General features: G+C 63.9%; 14 protein-coding genes and 1 pseudogene. 8 read left to right on the top strand and 7 right to left on the bottom strand.

Features of this window, described 5'->3' with window-relative positions:
• Nucleotides 1–108: 108 nt before the first annotated feature.
• The 3 genes from FKL89_RS19590 to FKL89_RS19580 all read left to right on the top strand — a co-directional run bounded on the left by FKL89_RS19590 (nucleotide 109) and on the right by FKL89_RS19580 (nucleotide 4,299).
• Nucleotides 109–879, top strand: coding sequence for a TetR/AcrR family transcriptional regulator (locus tag FKL89_RS19590; RefSeq protein WP_156864390.1), 771 nt, complete (start codon nucleotides 109–111; stop codon nucleotides 877–879).
• Between the two features lie 33 nt (nucleotides 880–912).
• Nucleotides 913–2,211 carry an acetyl-CoA C-acetyltransferase gene (locus FKL89_RS19585; RefSeq protein WP_156864389.1) on the top strand — a complete coding sequence of 433 codons (1,299 nt, stop codon included), beginning with the start codon at nucleotides 913–915 and terminating at the stop codon, nucleotides 2,209–2,211.
• Nucleotides 2,212–2,355: 144 nt separating this feature from the next.
• Nucleotides 2,356–4,299, top strand: coding sequence for a 3-hydroxyacyl-CoA dehydrogenase NAD-binding domain-containing protein (locus FKL89_RS19580; protein ID WP_156864388.1), 1,944 nt, complete (start codon nucleotides 2,356–2,358; stop codon nucleotides 4,297–4,299).
• Nucleotides 4,300–4,320: 21 nt separating this feature from the next.
• Here FKL89_RS19580 and FKL89_RS19575 read toward each other — a convergent pair whose 3' ends face one another.
• Nucleotides 4,321–5,397, bottom strand: a complete 1,077-nt coding sequence (locus tag FKL89_RS19575) for a potassium channel family protein (protein ID WP_156864387.1) — start codon at nucleotides 5,395–5,397, stop codon at nucleotides 4,321–4,323.
• On the opposite strand from FKL89_RS19575, the gene FKL89_RS19570 reads away from it, so the two are divergent.
• Complete coding sequence (locus FKL89_RS19570; protein ID WP_156864386.1) at nucleotides 5,389–7,470, top strand: O-linked N-acetylglucosamine transferase family protein; 2,082 nt, start codon at nucleotides 5,389–5,391, stop codon at nucleotides 7,468–7,470. The two genes, FKL89_RS19575 and FKL89_RS19570, sit on opposite strands and share 9 nt — an antisense overlap.
• A 123-nt stretch (nucleotides 7,471–7,593) precedes the next feature.
• Here the strand turns inward: FKL89_RS19570 and FKL89_RS19565 are convergent, their stop codons facing one another.
• Nucleotides 7,594–8,499 (bottom strand): phosphoribosylaminoimidazolesuccinocarboxamide synthase, encoded by a 906-nt coding sequence (locus tag FKL89_RS19565; RefSeq protein ID WP_156864385.1) that lies wholly within the window; start codon nucleotides 8,497–8,499, stop codon nucleotides 7,594–7,596.
• On the opposite strand from FKL89_RS19565, the gene FKL89_RS19560 reads away from it, so the two are divergent.
• Nucleotides 8,483–9,028, top strand: coding sequence for a GNAT family N-acetyltransferase (locus FKL89_RS19560; RefSeq protein ID WP_272953712.1), 546 nt, complete (start codon nucleotides 8,483–8,485; stop codon nucleotides 9,026–9,028). The two genes, FKL89_RS19565 and FKL89_RS19560, sit on opposite strands and share 17 nt — an antisense overlap.
• Nucleotides 9,029–9,265: 237 nt before the next feature.
• Here the strand turns inward: FKL89_RS19560 and FKL89_RS19555 are convergent, their stop codons facing one another.
• The 5 genes from FKL89_RS19555 to FKL89_RS19535 form a co-directional block, all read right to left on the bottom strand.
• The gene (locus FKL89_RS19555) at nucleotides 9,266–10,633 is read right to left on the bottom strand and encodes an NAD(P)/FAD-dependent oxidoreductase (RefSeq protein ID WP_156864383.1); all 1,368 of its coding nucleotides are present in this window, start codon (nucleotides 10,631–10,633) and stop codon (nucleotides 9,266–9,268) included.
• A gap of 151 nt (nucleotides 10,634–10,784) precedes the next feature.
• Nucleotides 10,785–11,438: an amino acid ABC transporter permease gene (locus FKL89_RS19550; RefSeq protein ID WP_156864382.1), complete on the bottom strand. Its 654-nt coding sequence runs from the start codon at nucleotides 11,436–11,438 to the stop codon at nucleotides 10,785–10,787.
• 75 nt (nucleotides 11,439–11,513) lie between these two features.
• The gene (locus tag FKL89_RS19545; protein WP_156864381.1) at nucleotides 11,514–12,197 is read right to left on the bottom strand and encodes an amino acid ABC transporter permease; all 684 of its coding nucleotides are present in this window, start codon (nucleotides 12,195–12,197) and stop codon (nucleotides 11,514–11,516) included.
• A gap of 203 nt (nucleotides 12,198–12,400) precedes the next feature.
• Entirely contained in the window at nucleotides 12,401–13,192 is a 792-nt protein-coding gene (locus tag FKL89_RS19540) for a transporter substrate-binding domain-containing protein (protein ID WP_156864380.1), read from the bottom strand.
• A 120-nt stretch (nucleotides 13,193–13,312) separates the two neighbouring features.
• A complete protein-coding gene (locus tag FKL89_RS19535) occupies nucleotides 13,313–14,221 on the bottom strand; it encodes a LysR family transcriptional regulator (RefSeq protein WP_156864379.1) in 909 nt (302 codons plus the stop codon).
• A gap of 108 nt (nucleotides 14,222–14,329) precedes the next feature.
• Between FKL89_RS19535 and xdhA the strand changes: the two genes are divergently transcribed.
• From xdhA to xdhC, 3 genes and pseudogenes are all read left to right on the top strand, one after another.
• Nucleotides 14,330–15,889, top strand: coding sequence for a xanthine dehydrogenase small subunit (gene xdhA, locus FKL89_RS19530; RefSeq protein ID WP_238363438.1), 1,560 nt, complete (start codon nucleotides 14,330–14,332; stop codon nucleotides 15,887–15,889).
• Nucleotides 15,890–15,982: 93 nt separating this feature from the next.
• Nucleotides 15,983–18,331: pseudogene (gene xdhB, locus FKL89_RS19525) on the top strand (xanthine dehydrogenase molybdopterin binding subunit); the annotation flags it as partial.
• 79 nt (nucleotides 18,332–18,410) lie between these two features.
• Complete coding sequence (gene xdhC / locus FKL89_RS19520) at nucleotides 18,411–19,361, top strand: xanthine dehydrogenase accessory protein XdhC (RefSeq protein ID WP_238363437.1); 951 nt, start codon at nucleotides 18,411–18,413, stop codon at nucleotides 19,359–19,361.
• Nucleotides 19,362–19,384: the final 23 nt, after the last annotated feature.

Below are 19,384 nucleotides of genomic sequence, written 5' to 3'. Positions count from 1 at the left end.
ATCAATCGATTCAAAGCGCGGATAACCCAAGCGGCGGCCGGTGAACTGGCTGGCCGTCCGGCAACCCCGCAACACACTGGTAACGCATCACGTCACAAGGGGGACACCATGGCGTTCGAAATGCTGATGAATAGCAACTTTCCGGCACTGAAGATCCGCGAACGGCAGACCGGCGCGGCACGCAACGATGGTCGCGTCGCGACCAAGACGCGCATCCTCGCCGCCACCGAAAAACTCTTCATCCAGCACGGCTACGACGCCACCAGCCTGCGCGCCATCACCACCGAGGCGGCGGTCAACCTGGCCGCGGTGAACTATCACTTTGGCAGCAAGGAGGAACTGTTCGCGCTGGTGCTCACCACCCGCCTTGACGTGCTGAATCTCGAACGCGTGCGCCTGCTCGATGCACTGGAAGCCGCCGGCGCCGACGCTGCGCACAGCGTGGAGCAACTGATCACGGTGATGTTCCTGCCGGCCCTGCAACTGGCGCGCGACGCCGAGCGCGGTGGCAGTGACTTCCTCAAACTGCTCGGCCGCGCCTACGCCGATCCGTCGCCTTTCGTGCGTGACCTGCTGGCCGAGCGCTATGCCGCGCAGGACACCCGCTTCGTGCAGGCGTTTGCCAAGGCCTTGCCGGACCTGGCGCCACAGGATCTCACCATGCGCTTGCACTTCGTGCTCGACGCCATTTCATCCACACTCGCCAGCGAAGACGCGCGCAAACTGATGACCACGCTCGCCAGCACCAGCAACGGCGCGCTGGAGGAAGACGCAGCCGTGCTCGCCCACCTTGCACCCTTCCTCGCCGGCTCCCTGCGCGCCCGCGTGAACCAGAACGCCCAGGTCCGTGCCATCCGCGCGGTGCTCGCGTTCGCGTGATCAACACTCAAGAAACACAGACAAGGATTCAGCATGGCATCCGCCCTTCGTGAACCCATTTACGTCGTTGACGGCACCCGAACGCCGTTCCTGAAGGCGAAGAACGCGCCGGGGCCGTTCTCCGCGTCCGACCTCGCCGTCGCCGCCGGTCGTGCGCTGCTGGCGCGACAACCGGTCGATCCCAAAGCGCTGGACGAGGTGATTCTCGGCTGCGCCAACCCGTCGCCGGATGAAGTGAACATTGGCCGCTACGTTGCCATGCGCCTCGGTTGTGGTGACAAGGTGACCGGCTGGACGGTGATGCGCAACTGCGCCAGCGGCATGCAGGCGCTCGACTCGGCGATCAACAACATGCTCGCGGGCCGCAGCGAACTGGTGCTCGCCGGTGGCGTTGACGCCCTCTCGCGGGCGCCGCTGCTCTACAGTGAAAAGATGGTGCTCTGGTTCGCCGCACTCGCCAGTGCGCGCACCATGGGCCAGAAGGTTGGTACCTTTGCCAAACTGTCACCTGCCGCGCTGCTGTCGCCGGTCATCGCGTTGATGAAGGGCCTGACCGATCCGAAGGTGGGCCTGCTGATGGGGCAGACCGCCGAGAACATCGCATTCCGCTTTGGCATCACCCGCGCCGAGATGGACGCATTCGCCGCCGAGAGCCACAAGCGCGTGCTGGCGGCGCAAGCGGAGGGCCGCTTCAAGGACGAACTGGTGCCGCTGATTGACGGCAAGGGCAACGTCTATGCAGCAGATGACGGTGCTCGCAGCGATTCGACGCCCGAGAAACTGGCCAAACTCAAACCCTTCTTCGACAAGAAGTACGGCAACGTGACGCCGGGCAACAGCTCGCAGATCACCGATGGTGGCGTATGGCTGCTGCTGGCGACCAGGGCGGCTGTAGAGAAGAACAACCTCTCCGTGCTTGGCAAGATCACCGACACGCAGTGGGCGGGCTGCGACCCGGCGCAGATGGGCCTCGGCCCGGTGTACGCGTCCACGCCGATCCTCAAGCGCAACGGGCTCGGCCTCAACGACCTCGACAGCATCGAGATCAACGAGGCCTTCGCGGCGCAGGTGCTCGCGTGCAAGCGCGCGTGGGAGGATGAGAAGTTCTGCAAGGACGAGCTTGGCCTCGATGGTGCGCTCGGTTCGATCGACATGAACAAGCTCAACGTTGACGGCGGCGCTGTAGCGCTGGGTCACCCGGTCGGCGCCTCCGGCGCCCGCATCGTGCTGCATGCGCTCAAAACTCTCAAGCGCACCGGGGGCAAGCGCGCTCTCGCGACCATTTGCATCGGTGGCGGGCAGGGCGGCGCCATGTTGGTAGAGGCTGCCTAGAACCCCTCCCCCTCGTGGGGGAGGGGTAGGGGAGAGGGGGCGGTGGCGAAATGGCCAGCGCGAGCGGGATATCAACCGTCACCCTCTCCCCGGCCCTCTCCCCTCAAGGGAGAGGGAGCAAAACTGCGACACACAGGAATTGACATGACTTACGAAAACTTCAAACTCCGTACCGACGAGCAGGGCATCGTCTGGGTCGGCATCGACGTGGCAGGCAGCAACGTCAACACGATGGGCACGCCGGTGCTGGCCGAGCTGGCCAGGCTGCTTGACGAATTTGACGCGCAGCCGCCGAAGGGTGTGGTGTTCCATTCGCTGAAGTCTTCCGGCTTCATCGCCGGCGCCAACATTCAGGAGTTCGAGGCTATCGGCAAAACCAACGATGTTGCCGCAGCGACCAAACTGATCCTCACCGGCTACGACCTCTACGACCGCCTCGCGGTCGTGAAATACCCGACCCTTGCCCTGATCAAGGGCTTCTGCATGGGTGGCGGCCTGGAGTTGGCAATGGCCTGCCGCTACCGTGTGGCGGTCGACGATCCCGGCACGCGCATGGGTCTGCCCGAAGTGATGCTTGGCATCCTGCCGGCGTGGGGTGGTGTCAAACGCCTGCCGCAACTGGTCGGCGCGCCGGCCGCGTTTGACCTGATGCTCTCTGGCAAGACCGTTGACGCGAAGAAGGCAAAGAAGCTCGGCCTCGCCGACGAAGCCGTGCCGCCGCGCATCATGTGGAACACGGCCAGCGGCGTGCTCGCTGCCTCCCCGACGCCGCGCACCCTGCCCTTCGCACAAAACCTCATGACCAACGGCTTCCTGCGCGGCTACGTCGCCTCGCAGGCGAAGAAGCAGGTCGCCAAGCGTGCGCGCCCGGAGCACTATCCGGCCCCGTACGCGATCATCGATCTCTGGCAGAAGTACAACGGTGATGTGCACAAACCTGCGGCGACCGAATCCTGTTCGATGCAGTCGCTGCTGTCGCATTCCACGGCGAAAAACCTGATCCGCGTGTTCGGCCTGCGTGAAAAGCTCAAGGCGCAGGCCAAGGGTATCGACTTCAAGGCAAAACATGTGCACGTGATCGGCGCCGGGGTCATGGGCGGTGACATCGCTGCGTGGTGCGCACTGCGCGGCATCACTGTCACGCTGCAGGATCTCGATGCGGCCCGTATCGCGCCCGCGATCAAGCGTGCGGCCGACATGTACAGGAAGCGCCTGCGCGACGAACGCCGAATCCGCGACGCCATGGACCGTCTGCAGCCGGACGTGACCGGCGACGGCGCGAAGAAAGCCGACGTGATCATCGAGGCGATCGTCGAGAACCTCGGCGTCAAGCAGAAGGTGTTCGCGGAACTTGAGGCGAAAGCGCGCCCGGACGCCATTCTCGCCACCAACACGTCATCAATCCCGCTCGAACAGATTGCCACGGCGCTTGCCAATCCGGCGCGCCTCGTCGGTGTGCACTTCTTCAACCCGGTCGCGCAGATGATGCTGGTGGAGATCATCAGCGGTGCACAGACCAATCCGGACGTGGCGCGTAACGCCACCGCCTTTGTCGATCAGATCGACAAGCTGCCGCTCGCCTGCAAGAGCGCGCCAGGCTTCTGGGTTAACCGCATTCTTGCGCCCTACCTCACCGAGGCGATGCGCTGCCTCGACGAAGGCATCACGCCCGAGACACTCGACGAAGCCGCGCTCGCGTTCGGCATGCCGATGGGGCCGGTGGAACTGGCTGATGTGGTCGGCCTCGACGTCTGCGCCGCAGTGGGTCAGGTCGTGGGTGGTGAAGAAGCGCTCAGGAACGCGCCGAAGAAACTCGCCGCGAAGCTCGAAGCGAAGGAACTCGGCAAGAAGACCGGTAAGGGCTTCTACACCTGGGTCAGCGGCAAGCCGCAGAAAGGCAGCGCCAGCGCGGTGCCGGCAGGACTCACCGAGCGCCTGATCACGCCGATGCTCAACGAGGCGAACAAAGCCCTGGCTGAAGGGGTAGTGACTGACAGTGACCTGGCCGATGCCGGTGCGATCTTCGGTTGCGGATTTGCGCCGTTCACCGGCGGTCCATTCAACTATCAGCGATCAAAGTCCGCGTAGGCAGCGCTGAGCGCACGCAGTTCAGCTGATGCGACGCTCGGCGATGTAGTACACCACCTGCCCCGGTCCAACGTGTTTGCTGGCCGGCGCATTGAGCGACAGGCCGTTGCCACGCGCGTCATCGGCAACGGCGACCACGGTGGCGTTGTGCCGCAGCTTGTAGTCGCTCATCAATTCGCCATACGTCGTCAGCGCAGCGTTGTCCGGAATCTTCAGACTGAATAGCGCGCTGCCGGTCATCACCGACAGCAAATCGTGATGCACGCGGGAGCTGCCAGGGTCCTGCGCGGCACGCACCAGCATCGCCGTGTCGGCACTGACCATTGCCTCCGCACGCGGGCAATGAGCGACCAGCAGATCGGCAAATGCCTGTTGCTGGAAGTGCGCCACCAGATGCCCGTCGCGGTTGTAGGCCGACGCAGCCAGCGCTGCTGCCAGCGTGTCGTTGTCATCATGCCCGAGCGCGATGATGACCGCCGCGCCCGCTGTACCCGCCCGGTCATGCAGGCGCTTCTCCGACAGTGCCGTGTCGCGGACGAACTTGACCAGTGTTGGCATCGGGTTCTCGATATCCTTGGTCGAGCAGACCACGATCTCGCGTTCGGCGCGCCCGATGTCATGGATGATCTCTTCCACCATGCGTTGTGTGCGCATTCCCTGCCAGCCAAGGATGACGATGTGGCCGCCCAGGTAGGAATAATCGGCTTCACCACACATGCGGCGCCTCCATTGGATCGAAAGATAGTGAACGAACTTGGTGATGCTGGTGGTGAACAGGATGATGCCGCCCGGCATGATCCAGAGCGACGCCAGTAGCCGGCCGCTGACGGTCTTCGGCGAAATGTCGCCATAACCGACCGTGGTGACGGTGGTGATGTAGTAATAGAAAAACGCGACGATCTCCGTGATCTCACCAGTCTCGAACAGCCACATCAGCCTGGCCGAGACCGCGTAGTGCAGTGTGAACGCACCCAGCAGCGACCACCAGGTCAGACGGGTGACCTGCGAGTAAAGCGTCTTGAGAAAGTGCGACAGGCGCTTCGGGTTCATGGCGGCGCGATTGTGGCACCACTGCCCGGCAATGACAAAATGCCGCATGCCCGTCGCTTTGTCGCCCCTGCTCGTTCACTGCGCCATTGCGAGGTCGCGGTGAGCGCAGCGATCATTGATCGGGCGCTGCAGGCATTGCGTACCGGTGACGTTGACACCGCCATCCGCGCGATCGAGTCGGCCCCGGCTGCTACACGCAACACACAAGCCGCGCAGCGCACACTGGCGGCCGCGCAGGCGCAGCGTGGCGACCTGACGGCAGCCGATGCTGCCATCCAGCGCGCGCTGCGCTATCCACCGCTGGAACCAGCCACGCGCGCGCTGGCCGGACGCATCGCGCTCGACCGCAAGCAGCCAGAGCAGGCGTTTCCGCACTTCGAGGCGCTGGTGCAACTGCTGCCACAGCAGATGGCGTTCTGGCGCTTCCTGTGGGACGCAGCCACCACGCCGCTGTCGCAACAACGTGCGCTGCAACTGGTCCGCGCGGCGTCGCTCGACGCCAGTGCCGACGTGCATGTCGCCAGGGCAACGGCGCGCGCACTGATGGATACCGGCGCGGTGGCGGAGGCGCTTACGCTTGGGCGTGACACGGCAGTGCGACATCCACAATCAAACATTGCGCGCTGGCTCTGGCTGCGACGGCTGGTGGATGAGGCACCACTTGATGCCTGGCGCGAACTGCAAGCGCCGCCGGCCCGTGCGCTGGAAGCGCTGCCACGAGAGGCGACGCTCGACGCCGACGCCGTCGATGCCGCGCTGGTCGTGCCGGAGCAGTACCCTGACGATGCGGCGATAGATCGGTGGCGTGAGCGTTATGGCAGTGGTCTGCGGGCGATTCTTGACCGGTTGCCGCAGACCACACTGACCGACCCGCAACGCGCCGGGCTGGTTCGTCACACCGCATTCCGCCTCGCCTATCACGGGCGCGACGACCGTGCATTGCAAACGCTACGTGGCGATTTGCTGGCAATGCTGATGCAGCCGCTGACGCCGCCGTCCCTGTCGCCACCTGTCCCGCGTGACAAGCTGCGCGTGGCCTTCGCCTCGAAGCACCTGCGTGACTGCACGGTGGGCCACTACTTCAAGCGCTTCTTCACCGATCTTGCCGACGGACGCATCGAGGTGTTTGTCTACGCCTGTGGCGATCGCGATGCCTTCACCGATGAAGTCGCGAGTCGTGCCACCTTGCGGCACTTCGCCGATGACGATGCTGCCCTGCTGGCCATCGCTGGCGCCATTGCCGCCGATGCGCCTGACGTGCTGATTTACCCCGAGATCGGCATGGAGCCGCTGATCGAAAAGCTCGCAGCGATGCGCCTGGCGCCGCTGCAGTGCGCAATGTGGGGGCATCCGGTCACGACAGGATTGCCGACGATTGACGTGTTCGTCAGCGCAGCCGCGCTGGAGCCTGCCGACGCCGTGACGCACTATCGTGAGCGGCTGCATTTGCTGCCGGGGTTGGGCACCTGCTATCCGACACCACCCGCCGCTTCGGCCTTGTCGCGTGCCGCGCTCGGATTGCCGGCCACCGGCACGCTGGCCATTTGCGCGCAATCGCCGTTCAAGTGGAGCCCGCAGTTCACACGCACGGTGGGCGAGATTCTGGTGGCGTCACCGGAGGCAACGCTGTTGGTGTTCGACAGCCCGATCGCAAGCCGCTCGCGGGTGTTCGATGCCTATTTGCAGCATCACTTCGCACCGCTGGGCGTCGAGATCGCGCGCCGCGTGCTGCGCCTGCCGCAGCGCAGCCGCGCCGACTTCCTCGCCGTGCTCGCCCACAGCGATCTCGCGCTCGACAGTTTTGGCTTTTCCGGCGGCAACACCAGTCTGGATGCGCTCTCAGTCGGTCTGCCGGTGCTCACGCTGCCGGGCGAGTTCATGCGCGGCCGGCAGACGATGGCGATGCTGCGTTGCCTGCCAGAGCGCGTTTCCTCGGCGCTGCTCGCTACCGATGCTGCGGACTACGTGTTGCGCGCCCGGCGGCTACTGACGGATAGCGCCCTCCGTGCCGGGCTGCGTGCGGCGATCACCGCCAGCGCGTCAGCGTTGTTCAACGATCCAGCGCCGGTGCCTGCGTTACGCGCTTGGCTGCATGACCAGCAAATCGCTCACCGTGAGTAGCTTTCTGCTGAATCGGCGGCCATAAGCGGCACGACGCCAATTTTGGCGCCAAGTCGATTTCTTGAAAAACCCCCAGTTAGCCCAACGCGAACGCGGCTTTCACAAAAAAGCTGAAGCGACGCGCTACCGCGTCAACCGGTCAAACGCTTCCTGATACTTCGCCGCCGTCTGCGCAATCACCTCGAGTGGCAAGGTCGGCGCTGGCGCCTTCTTGCCCCAGGGCTTGCCATCGATGCGCACGCTCTCCAGCCAGTCGCGCAGAAACTGCTTGTCGTAACTCGGCGGATTTTTGCCCGCAGCAAACGCGGCCTCGTAGCCCTCCACCGGCCAGTAGCGCGATGAATCCGGCGTCAGCACTTCGTCCATCAGCGTCAGCGTGCCGTTCTCGTCGAGGCCGAATTCAAACTTGGTGTCGGCGATGATGATGCCGCGCGTGAGCGCGTAATCGGCGGCGCGTGTGTAGAGCGCAATCGCGGCCTCGCGCACCTGCTTCGCGAGCGGCTCGCCCACGATCTCGCACATGCGAGCGAACGAGATGTTCTCGTCGTGCTCGCCCATCTCGGCCTTGGTCGCGGGCGTGAAGATCGGCGCCGGCAGCTTGCTCGCGTTCTTGAGCCCCGCCGGCAGCGGCACGCCGCACACCGATTGCGACTGCTGATACTCCACCCAGCCCGACCCGGCAAGATAGCCGCGCACCACGGCCTCCACCGGCAGCGGCTTCAGCCGCTTCACCAGCATCGAGCGGCCGGCCACCTGCGCGCGCTCGGCGTCGGTCACCACACTTTCCGGCTCGTCACCGGTCAGATGGTTCGGCACGATGCCGGTCAGCTTGTCGAACCAGAACAGCGCCATCTGCGTCAGCAGCGCCCCCTTGCCCGTGATCGGCTCACCCATGATCACATCGAACGCACTGATGCGATCCGACGCCACCATCAGGATGCGGTCACTGCCCACCGCATAGTTGTCGCGCACCTTGCCGCGCGCGAGAAGTGGGAGGGAGGTTAGTTGGGAGGTGTGGACGGGGTTCATAGCAGAATTATCGCCTCCGCACGAATTTCCGGAATTCGCCATTTTCGACACCCAATTTGCACTTCGTACCGCACGACTCCTGATCAGCAAGGCCAAGAGTCCGGATATGCCGGCATTGGCTGCGATCTGGGCGGATGCGGATGTGCGGCGATATCTTGGCGGATCGATCAGCAGAGATGAGGCGCTTGCCCGCGTTGATTCGCGGGTAGCGGCAGGACAACTCTGCGCAGTTCGCTTGTACGGGAACGACCGTATCATCGGATGCGTTGTTCTCGAAGAAGTGCGTCCGCTCGAACTTGAGGTTTCCTATCTGTTCAACGTCGATGCGTGGGGTTATGGATACGCGACTGAGTCGGTATCGGCCGTCGTCGAGAAGATACGCGACAGGTTCAACGGCTACGAAGTGGTCGCCAAGACACAGGCGGCGAATTTGCCGTCGCGACGGCTACTCTCGCGCCTTGGATTCCGAATGGAGCAGGAAATCATCGAATTCGGTGAGCCACAGGCGATTTTCAGGCAGCGTCTGTAGGAGCGGCGCTGCCGCGACCTTGTTGAACAACCCGTTGGTCGCGGCAGAGCCGCTCCTACAGTTTGCGCTCCGATTTCGGTTCGAATGATTCACTCCCCGCCACCACCCGCGCCGTCCCGTTGAACGTCATGTACGACCATGCCCAGTTCGCAAGCGCGTAGTGCGTAGGCTGGGTTGAAAACCCAGCACCATCGCAGAGACGAACAATGCTGGGTTTCCAACCCAGCCTACGGCCTATTACCGCGCTGACGCTTTGTTGTCGAACGCCTCATTCCCCGCCACCACCCGAGCCGTGCGGTTGAACGTCATGTACGACCACGCCCAGTCCATCAGCACGACGAAGCGGTTGCGGAAGCCGATCAAGAAGTAGACGTGCACGAACAGCCAGAACAGCCACGCGAAATAGCCGCTGAAGCGCAGGTGGCCGACTAGCGGCACCGGCACATCGACGACGGCGGACTTGCGGCCGATGGTGGCGAGGGCGCCGTAGTCGATGTAGCGGAACGCCTGCGGCGCGCGCCCCCCGACGCGCGCAAGGATGTTCTTTGCGGCCACGCGGCCCATCTGCTTGGCGCCGGGGCTGACACCGGGCACGGGTTTGCTGCTGCCGTCTTTCTCGTGACTCTTGGCCAGCGCGAGATCGCCGATGACGGAAATCTCCGCGTGACCCGCGAGGGTGAGATCAGGTTCGACCGCAATGCGCCCAGCGCGATCCACCGCACCCTCGGGCAAGGCGCAAGCGCGTGCGAGCAGCCGGCCCAGCGGCGATGCCGCGACACCTGCCGCCCACACCACGGTTTTGCAGGCGATCATCTGCTCGGTGCCGTTGACGGTGACGCGGATGCCTTCATCGTCGATCTGCGTGACCTTGTGCGCGAGCAGCACCTCAACGCCTAGCGCTTCCAGCTGCGACTTCGCTTTTGCTGAAAGCTCCGGCGGAAACGCCTGCAGCACACGGTCACCGCCTTCCACTAGCAGTACACGCGCCCTGCGTGAGTCAATGCGCCTGAATTCCTCGGGTAGTGTGTGCCGTGCGATTTCGGCCAAGGTGCCGGCCATCTCGACGCCCGTTGGCCCGGCGCCGATCACGGCGAAGGTGAGCCAGGGCTCGCGCGTGGCAGTGTTCGCTTCAGGCGCAGTCGAATTGGCGTTCCGCTCCGCATGTTCGAACGCGAGCAACACACGACGACGAATCTCGAACGCGTCTTCCAGCGTCTTGAGGCCCGGTGCATGCGTGGCCCACTGATCGTTGCCGAAATAGCTGTGCGTTGCGCCAGCGGCGACGATCAGATGGTCATACGACACGCGCTCCCCGTTCTCAAGCACCACGGCGCGCTGCGCAACGTCAATGTCGACCACATCACCGAGCAGCGTCGTCACATTGCGCTGCCGGCGGAACAGGAAGCGCGCTGGCGCCGCAATCGAAGGCGCGGAAAGCCCCGCCGTCGCCACCTGATACAGCAGCGGCTGAAACAGATGATGATTGGTGCGGTCGATCAGAGTGATCTCAACAGCTGCGGAACGCAGCGCCTTCGCGGCTTCCAGTCCACCGAAACCACAGCCGATGATGACGATTTTCGGGCGGGAGGATGTGGCGTTCGACATAGGTGAAAGTCTATGTCAGGGCGGTGACCGTTCCTTGATTCATCAGACCCTTCGACAAGCTCAGGGCGAACGGGAAGTTGGCTGTCTGCCGCATTCCACCATCACCATCACCCTCTCCCTGGCCGTCTCCCCTCAAGGGAGAGGGAAGACATTACCGCCCCGCCACCGCCAGCCGCAGCTCCAGCCACTTGCTCCACCATGACAGCGGGTAGCAGAGCGCAAAGTAGAACAGCGCGACGAAGCTGTAGACGAGGAACGGCTTGAACGTGACATTGGTGATCATCGTGCCGGTTTTGGTGATCTCGACAAAGCCAATGATTGAGGCGAGCGCCGTGCCCTTGATCACCTGCACCATGAAGCCCACCGTGGGCGCAATCGCGATCTTCGCCGCCTGCGGCAGCACGATCAGCCGCAGTTGCTGCGCAAACGAAAGACCAAGGCTTTTCGCCGCCTCCCATTGGCCCTTCGGTACCGCGTCAACGCAGCCACGCCAGATCTCGGCGAGATAGGCGCTGGAGTAGAGCGTCAGGCAGACCGATGCGGCAATCCACGGTGACACCGGAACGCCGAGCGCGGCGATACCGAAGAAGGCGAGAAAGAGCTGGATCAGCAGCGGCGTACCCTGAAACACCTGCACGTAGCCACGCACAGCGAGGTCCGCGATGCGGTTGCCACCCACCCGTGCGTAGAGCAGCAGCAAGCCGACGACACCGCCGCCGATGAAGGCCACCAGCGAGAGCACGATGGTCCAGCGAGTGGCCATGAGGAGGTTACGGACGATGTCCCAGATGGAGAAATCAACCATGGAGACTGCTCGCTTCGTTCGACGGAACACGGTCTGGATTCCCGCCTTCGCGGGAATGACGGCAATAGGAAAGCATCAGCGTGCCCCCGCCTTTGCCGACGCACCAAACAGGAATCGCGGCCCGACCCAGGTCAGCACGCGGCGCACCGCAATCGCCAGCAGCAGATAGATCGCGCCGGCGATGATGAAGCTCTCGAACGCACGGAAGTTGCGGCTCTGGATCAGGTTGGCGGCGTAACTCAACTCCTCAGTGGAGATTTGCCCACAGACGGCCGAGCCCAACATCACGATGATGATCTGCGACACCATCGCGGGCCACACCTTGGCGAGCGCGGGCGGCAGCACGACCAGACGGAACATTTGCAGGCGATTGAGGCCGAGCGCCTTTGCCGCGTCGTACTGCCCGCGCGGCGTGGCATCCAGCCCGGCGCGCACGATCTCGGTGGCGTAAGCGCCGAGGTTGACCACCATCGCGATGATGCTGGCGATCTCTGGCGTGAGCTTGACGCCTGCCGCTGGCAGGCCAAAAAACACGAAGAACAGTTGCACGATGAACGGCGTGTTGCGCACCAGTTCCACATAGGTCGCGGCAATCCGTGCCAGCGGCTTTGCGCCATACGCACGCGCCCATGCGCAGACGACGCCAACGATGCCGCCGAGCACGGCGGAAAGCGCCGTCAACCCAAGCGTCCACGCCACACCCTTGACCAGCAGCGGCCACTGCGCGAGGACAGCGAGGAAGTCGAGTTCGATTTTCATGGGTGCCGCGCCTTTGGCGCGGATGACGAGAGACGAATGACGAAGGACGGTGAAACAAGGACGAAAGACGAAGGACGAGTGACGTATAGCAATCGCGTAGTCGACATGCGAAGCAAAGCAAAAAGCCTTCGACAGGGCGCGAAGTAGGCACTCACTGTTTCGTCATTCGTCATTGGTCTTTCGTCCTGTCGCGCAAAGCGCGACTAATTCGGCAACTCCCCCGCCGGGCGCCCGAGCCATTTCTGCGCCATCTTGTCGATGTCGCCGGATGCTTTTGCGGCTGCGATGATCTCGTTCACCTTGAGGCGCAGTTTGTCTTCTCCCTTGGCGACGCCGATGAAGTTCGGCGAATCTTTCAGTACGAATTTGTATTCGGCAGAGAGGTTCGGGTTACGCGCCATCATGTTGCCCGCGACCGAGGCACCGGTCGCCATCAGCACGGTCTGGCCGGAGACGAAGGCGCTGACGGTGGCGTTGTTGTCCTCGAAGCGCTTGATGTCGGCGCCGCTGGGGGCGATCTTGGTCAGCTCCATGTCCTCGATGGCGCCGCGGGTGACGCCGATGCTTTTGCCAGCAAGGTCAGCCGCGCCCTTGACGGTCACGTTTTTCGGGCCAAACACGGCCTGGAAGAACGGCGAATACGCGGCGGTGAAGTCAATCACCTTCTCGCGCTCGGGGTTCTTGCCGAGCGTGGAGATCACCAGATCGGCCTTTTTGGTTTGCAGGTACGGGATGCGGTTGGCGCTGGTGACGACGACCAGTTCAACTTTCACGCCGAGCTTGCCGCCAATGTAATTCGCCATGTCGATGTCGAGCCCCTGTGGTTTGAGGTCGGTACCAACAAAGCCGTAGGGCGGAAAGTCGGTCGGGATGGCGATCTTGATTTCCTTTGCCTTGAGGATGTCGTCAAGGGCCGTTTGGGCGTGGGCTACCGGCGCGCCAGCAGCGACGACGGTGGCAAGCGCGACGGTCAGACAGCGGGCAAAACTCTTCATGATGAACTTTCTTTGCAAGATTGGGCGCCAATCAAAGCGCGGTCGGTGATGGGTGAGCAATTGGTGTGCCGGAAAGCCCATTCCCCTTGCCGTCTGAACGAGCGGCAGGATACGTCGCGTTCAGGCTGTCGCCACGGAAGCCACCTGTTCGCGCAGCCAGCGTGCGGCGGGCGCCGTGTGGGTGCGCTCATGCCAGAGCTGATAGAAACGCAGCGGCGGGAAGTCCAACGGCGCCGGCAGGATGCGGATCGGCAGGAATTTGGCGTAGTGTGCGGCGAAGCGGCGACCGGTGGTGAAGATCAGATCGGTCGTAATCAGCACGTAGGGCGCCACGTGAAAGTACGGCAGCGAGACGCGGATGTCGCGCTTCACGCCAAGCTTGTGCAGGTGGTCGTCAATGGCACCGCGCACGCCACCAGCATAGCGCACCGGCGCCAGGTGTTGCGCACCCAGATAGTCGTCGGCGCTGATGGCCTCTTTCTTTGCCAGCGGATGCCGCTCCGAGACCATGCAGACCACTTCATCGTCGAACAGCGGCGTAGTGCGCAGATATTCCGGCGGGCGCGGCCAGTTGCCGATCACCACGTCCAGCTCACCTTCTTCCAGCAGCCGCTCGAAATCCACATCCAGCGACAGTGGCCGCACGTTCAGACGGCCATTGGGAACCGCGCGACGGAAGCGTTCGATCAGGTTGGAGAGGAAAAAGGCGTCGAAGTAGTCAGGCGCACCAACGCCAAAGACCCGCTTTGACTTCGCCGGCTCGAAGGGCTCGGCCTGCACGAGGATGCTGTCGATGGCGTCGAGCGCGGCACGGGTGGGGCCAAGCAGGCCTTCCGCGCGTTCGGTGGGCGTCATGCCGTTGCGGGTGCGCACCAGCAGTTCGTCGCCGGTGATTTCGCGCAGCCGTTTCAAGGCGCTGCTGACGGCGGGCTGTGTGATGCCGAGTCGGTCGGCGGCGCGCGAAACACTGCGCTCCTGCAGCACCAGATACAGCACCCGCAACAGATGGGTGTCCAGCGGCTCGGCCATGTCGTCCCCGTCGCGCCCCGGCGTGCGCCTGTCCCGACGCTGATGCCTGAAATAAGGCGAAGCTTATCAGCCGGGCGATAACGTGCGGCTATAGTGCATGAAATTTGCATGCACTGTGTTTTCATGGCGTCATCGGGCAACTATCTGCGCTTTCTGCTGAACGGATCATTGGTTGAGTTGACCGGTGTCGACCCGCATCGCACGCTGCTCGACTGGCTGCGCGAGGACATGCACCGCACTGGCACCAAAGAGGGCTGCGCCGAGGGCGATTGCGGTGCATGCACCGTCGTGGTCGGCGAGCTGGCGAAGGACGCTGCCGGTCGCGACCGTGTGCAACTGGCGCCGATCAACGCCTGCATCCGCCTGCTGCCCACGCTCGACGGCAAGGCGGTATTCACCGTGGAAGGCCTCAAGGCCGCCAGCGGTGCGCTGCATCCGGTGCAGCAGGCGATGGTGGACTGTCATGGCTCGCAGTGCGGCTTCTGCACGCCGGGTTTCGTGATGTCACTGTTCGCGGTGTTCAAGACGGAGGCGTCGCCCACGCGCGCGGCCGTCTGCGAGGCCATTTCCGGGAATCTCTGCCGCTGCACCGGCTACCGGCCGATTCTCGACGCCGCGCAGGTGATGTACCAGCAGGCGGAACTCGCTACTCAAAGCGCCGGTAGCGAAACGGAGCGTTGGCGATTCGCGCCGGCGACACCGGCGGGGGGCGGCGAGCCGATGCCCGGCGAGGCCGAGCTTGCAGCGCGACTGGTCGCGTTGCAGCGCAGCGAAGCGCTTGTCCTGACATCTTCCCGCGGCAACTTCCTGGCGCCGCGCAGCGTGCCCGAACTGGCCGAGGTGGTACTGGCGCATCCCGACGCGTGGCTTCTCGGTGGCGGCACCGATATTGGCTTGTGGATCACCAAGGCGCTACAGACCAGCGCGACGATCATCTACACCGGCGAAGTTGCTGCGCTGAAAGTCATCGACGAGACGGCGGACGGCCTGCGTATTTGCGCAGCGGCGCCGCTGGAGGCAGCATTCCGCGCCATGAACCGCGTCTACCCGGAGCTGGCGCAGGTGTGGACGCGTTTCGCATCGCGCCCGATCCGGTCCAGCGGCACGCTCGGCGGCAACGTCGCCAACGGCTCGCCGATTGGCGATTCAATGCCCGCGCTGATGGCGCTGGGTGCGCGCGTGGTGCTGCGACGCGGCGAGGAAACGCGAACCATTGCGCTGGAAGACCTTTACGTTGACTACAAGAAGCAGTCACGGCGACCGGGCGAGTGGATTGAAGCGATCCTGTTGCCGCCACGACCGTCACCCGCGACTGGCGAGTTTGTGGTCGCTGCCTACAAGAACTCAAAGCGCAACGAGCAGGACATCTCCGCCGTGTTCGCGGCGTATGCCATCATGATCGACGGCGGCGTCGTGACGAGCGCCCGCATCGGCTACGGTGGTGTCGCAGGTATTCCGAAGCGCGCCGCCGCTACCGAGCGTGCGCTCATTGACCAGCCGTGGAACGAAGCGACCGTGCGTGCGGCCATGCAGGCGATGACGCACGACTTTACGCCGATGTCTGACATGCGGGCGACGGCGGCGTACCGTATGCAGATCGCACAGAATCTGCTGCTGCGCTTCTGGCTCGAAGCAAGCGACAAGAGGACAGAGGTGCGGGTGTGTTGATGTCGGGCAAACAACTGTAGGAACGGCTCTGCCGCGACAGCGCAGCGGTCATCCAGACAGGGTCGCGGCGGAGCCGCTCCTACAGGGGGCTTTATGAACACCGTGACCGATCCCGTCCAGAAGAACATCGACTTCGCAGGCGGTGCCATCGCGGTGTCGCAGCGCCACGAGTCCGCGCATCTGCACGTCACCGGCGAGGCGGTCTACACCGACGACATCGCAGCCCCGCGCGGTACGCTCGCCGCCGTCATCGGCTACGCGCCCGCAGCGCACGCCGGGCTACGCAATGTCGATCTGGCGGCGGTACGCGCGGCGCCGGGTGTGGTGGCTGTGTTCACGGCGGCGGACGTGCCCGCAGTGAACAACTACGGCGGCATCAAGCTTGACGATCCCATCCTCGCCACTGATCTGATCGAGTATCACGGCCAGCCGGTATTCCTTGTGGTGGCCGACAGCCATCTCAAGGCCCGCAAGGCTGCGCGTCTGGCGAAATGGGATCTCGACCTCCGCACGCCAATCCTCAGTATCGACGACGCACTGGCCGCGAAAAGTTACGTGCTCGATCCGGTCACCACCGGACGTGGCGATGCCGATGCTACCTTGGCCAGCGCACCGCATCGTCTGCAGGGCAAAACACAGCACGGCGGGCAGGACCACTTTTATCTCGAAGGTCATGTCGCGCTTGCCATCCCGCTGGAAGACGGGCAATTGCACATTCACTGCTCAACCCAGCATCCGACCGAGGTGCAGCACATCGTGTCGCGTGCGATGGGCGTGGCGGACGCGAAGATTCGCGTCGAATGCCGTCGCATGGGCGGTGGCTTCGGCGGCAAGGAGTCACAACCCGCGCTGTTCGCGGCGCTGGTGGCGATTGCGGCGTCGAAGCTCGGCGTCGCGGTGAAGCTGCGGCTTGACCGCGATGACGACATGATCATCACCGGCAAGCGGCATCCGTTCCAGTTTGAGTACGACGTCGGCTACGACGAGCGTGGGCGCATTCTCGGCGCTGACTTCATGCTGGCGTCCGACTGCGGGTATTCGGCCGATCTCTCGGGCCCGGTCAATGCGCGCGCGGTGTGCCACGTTGACAATGCGTACTACCTGGAGCATGTGCGCATCCGCAACTTTCTGTGCAAAACGCACAAAGTCTCGAACACCGCGTTCCGTGGCTTTGGCGGGCCGCAGGGCATGTTCCTGATCGAGCAGATCATGGACGAAATCGCTCACGCACTCGGCCGCGATCCGCTTGATGTGCGCGCTGTCAACTTCTACGGCCTCGCTGACCGCAACGAAACGCATTACGGTCAGCCGGTCGAAGACAACATCCTGCATGACATCGTGCCCGAGCTGGAGCGCCGCAGTGACTATCGCGCGCGTCGCGCCGCCTTGCGCGCCCAGAACGACGCGAGCCCGATCGTCAAGCGTGGCATTGCATTGACGCCGGTGAAATTCGGTATCTCGTTCAACGCGACGCACCTCAATCAGGCCGGTGCGCTGGTCAATATCTATTCCGACGGTTCGATCATCGTCAACCATGGCGGCACCGAGATGGGTCAGGGCCTGTTCACCAAGGTGCAGCAGGTGGTGGCCGAGGAGCTGGGCGTGGTGCCCGCGCGCGTGCGCGTGTCGGCGACCGACACCAGCAAGGTGCCCAACACCAGCGCCACGGCAGCGTCCAGTGGCAGCGATCTCAACGGCATGGCTGCCAAAGATGCCTGCCGCAAACTGCGTGCGCGGCTGGCGGAATTCGTGGCGCAGAAGTGGGGCGTTGATTCTGGTGCCGTGCGTTTTGTGGCGGACGGTGTCGAGGCCGACACTGCGGACGGTTTGCAGCGCTGGACCTTTGATGATCTGGCGCACAAGGCCTGGTTCGGTCGCGTGTCATTGTCGGCGCAGGGCTTTTATCGCACGCCAAAGATTCACTGGAACGTGAAGACTTTCAAGGGCAGGCCGTTCTACTACTTTGCCTATGGCGCCGCCTGCGCGCAGGTGGCGATCGACACGCTGACCGGTGAGATGAAGGTGGAGCGCGTTGATCTTCTGCACGACGTCGGCAGCTCGCTCAACCCGGCGCTCGACAAGGGGCAGGTCGAAGGCGCCTTCATTCAGGGTATGGGCTGGCTGACCGGCGAAGAGCTGGTGTGGAATGCCAAGGGCGTGCTCACCACCCATGCGCCGAGCACCTACAAGATTCCGACCGCCGCCGACGTGCCGGAAATTTTCAATGTCGGGCTGGTGGAGAACTCGCCCAACCGCGAAGACACCATCTATCGCAGCAAGGCGGTGGGTGAGCCGCCGTTCATGCTTGCGTTTGCCGTCTACCACGCAGTTCGCGATGCGGTGAGTGCCGCTGGCGACTATCGCGCTGCACCGCAACTCACTGCGCCCGCAACGGCGGAGGCGATTCTGCGCGCAGTTGACGAGGTCAAGGCCAGGATGGCACGGTGGACGACGATAGGCGGCATGATCTTCCCGGACGGCACCACTATCGACGAGTATCTTGATCGTCTGGAATCGGGCCGTGCTTAGCGTTGCCGCACAAATTGTGGCGACACTCGACGGCCGGGTTCCCGCCATCTGGGTCTGCATCAGCAGTGCACGTGGCTCGGTCCCGCGCGAAGCCGGCGCCGCGATGCTGGTCACGGCGGACGACGCCAGCGGCACCATCGGTGGCGGGCATCTCGAATACAAGGCCATTGAGTTTGCGCGCGAATGCATAGCTGCGCGGCAGACGCTGGCAACCCGGCGCCACTTTCCGCTCGGGCCGGCGCTGGGGCAATGCTGTGGCGGCGCCGTCGAGTTGACCTTTGTACCGGTGCAGGCCGCTGATCGTGCCGACTGGCAGCGGCTGGCTGACACCGCCGAGCGCGGCGGACGCTTCCAGTGGTCACTGCCGCTGGACAGTGGCGGCGTTGCAGCGCTCGATCTGGCGTTCACGCCGTGGCATGTCTGGGTGTTTGGCGCCGGGCATGTTGGCCGGGCGATCGTGCAGGTGCTGGCGGCGTTGCCGTGCCGCGTCACCTGGGTTGACTCACGCGAGGAGCCGTTTCCGGCTGCGCTGCCGGCGGGCGTGCGCCTGGTCGCCACCGATGATCCTGCGCGCGAGGCCGCGCGCATCCCGGCGGCTGCGGACGTGCTGGTGCTGACCCATTCGCACGCGCTCGATTTCGACATCACGCTGGCACTGCTGCGTCGCGACGACCTTGGCTACGTCGGCGTGATCGGCTCTGGCACGAAAGCAGCTACATTTCGCAAACGCCTTGCCGCTCGCGGCCTGTCGGACAATGAGATCGCACGCATGGTCTCGCCGATCGGTCAGCCCGCGGCGCGGTCCGCAGCCGTCACGCCAGCAGCTCAGCGCTGGGCAGCCAGCAAACATCCGGGGGTCATTGCAGTGAGTGTCGCGTCCGAACTGATTGCACGGCAGCAGCTTTTGCCGCGAACCCACATTCCAATGCGGGCTGAAGCGTGAAAATGGCAAAAGTCGACTTCAGC

Origin of the sequence: Casimicrobium huifangae (assembly GCF_009746125.1) — a bacterium.
GTDB classification, from domain to species: Bacteria; Pseudomonadota; Gammaproteobacteria; order Burkholderiales; family Casimicrobiaceae; genus Casimicrobium; species Casimicrobium huifangae.
This window is presented reverse-complemented; position numbering and strand designations above follow the sequence as displayed.

What these genes read in the sequence shown, in the direction of transcription:
- FKL89_RS19590 (WP_156864390.1), top strand. Translation starts at nt 109, where the DNA reads ATGGCGTTCGAAATGCTGATGAATAGCAACTTTCCGGCACTGAAGATC.
- FKL89_RS19585 (WP_156864389.1), top strand. Translation starts at nt 913, where the DNA reads ATGGCATCCGCCCTTCGTGAACCCATTTACGTCGTTGACGGCACCCGA.
- FKL89_RS19580 (WP_156864388.1), top strand. Translation starts at nt 2,356, where the DNA reads ATGACTTACGAAAACTTCAAACTCCGTACCGACGAGCAGGGCATCGTC.
- FKL89_RS19570 (WP_156864386.1), top strand. Translation starts at nt 5,389, where the DNA reads ATGCCGCATGCCCGTCGCTTTGTCGCCCCTGCTCGTTCACTGCGCCAT.
- FKL89_RS19575 (WP_156864387.1), bottom strand. Translation starts at nt 5,397, where the DNA reads ATGCGGCATTTTGTCATTGCCGGGCAGTGGTGCCACAATCGCGCCGCC.
- FKL89_RS19565 (WP_156864385.1), bottom strand. Translation starts at nt 8,499, where the DNA reads ATGAACCCCGTCCACACCTCCCAACTAACCTCCCTCCCACTTCTCGCG.
- FKL89_RS19555 (WP_156864383.1), bottom strand. Translation starts at nt 10,633, where the DNA reads ATGTCGAACGCCACATCCTCCCGCCCGAAAATCGTCATCATCGGCTGT.
- FKL89_RS19550 (WP_156864382.1), bottom strand. Translation starts at nt 11,438, where the DNA reads ATGGTTGATTTCTCCATCTGGGACATCGTCCGTAACCTCCTCATGGCC.
- FKL89_RS19545 (WP_156864381.1), bottom strand. Translation starts at nt 12,197, where the DNA reads ATGAAAATCGAACTCGACTTCCTCGCTGTCCTCGCGCAGTGGCCGCTG.
- FKL89_RS19540 (WP_156864380.1), bottom strand. Translation starts at nt 13,192, where the DNA reads ATGAAGAGTTTTGCCCGCTGTCTGACCGTCGCGCTTGCCACCGTCGTC.
- FKL89_RS19535 (WP_156864379.1), bottom strand. Translation starts at nt 14,221, where the DNA reads ATGGCCGAGCCGCTGGACACCCATCTGTTGCGGGTGCTGTATCTGGTG.
- xdhA (WP_238363438.1), top strand. Translation starts at nt 14,330, where the DNA reads ATGCACTGTGTTTTCATGGCGTCATCGGGCAACTATCTGCGCTTTCTG.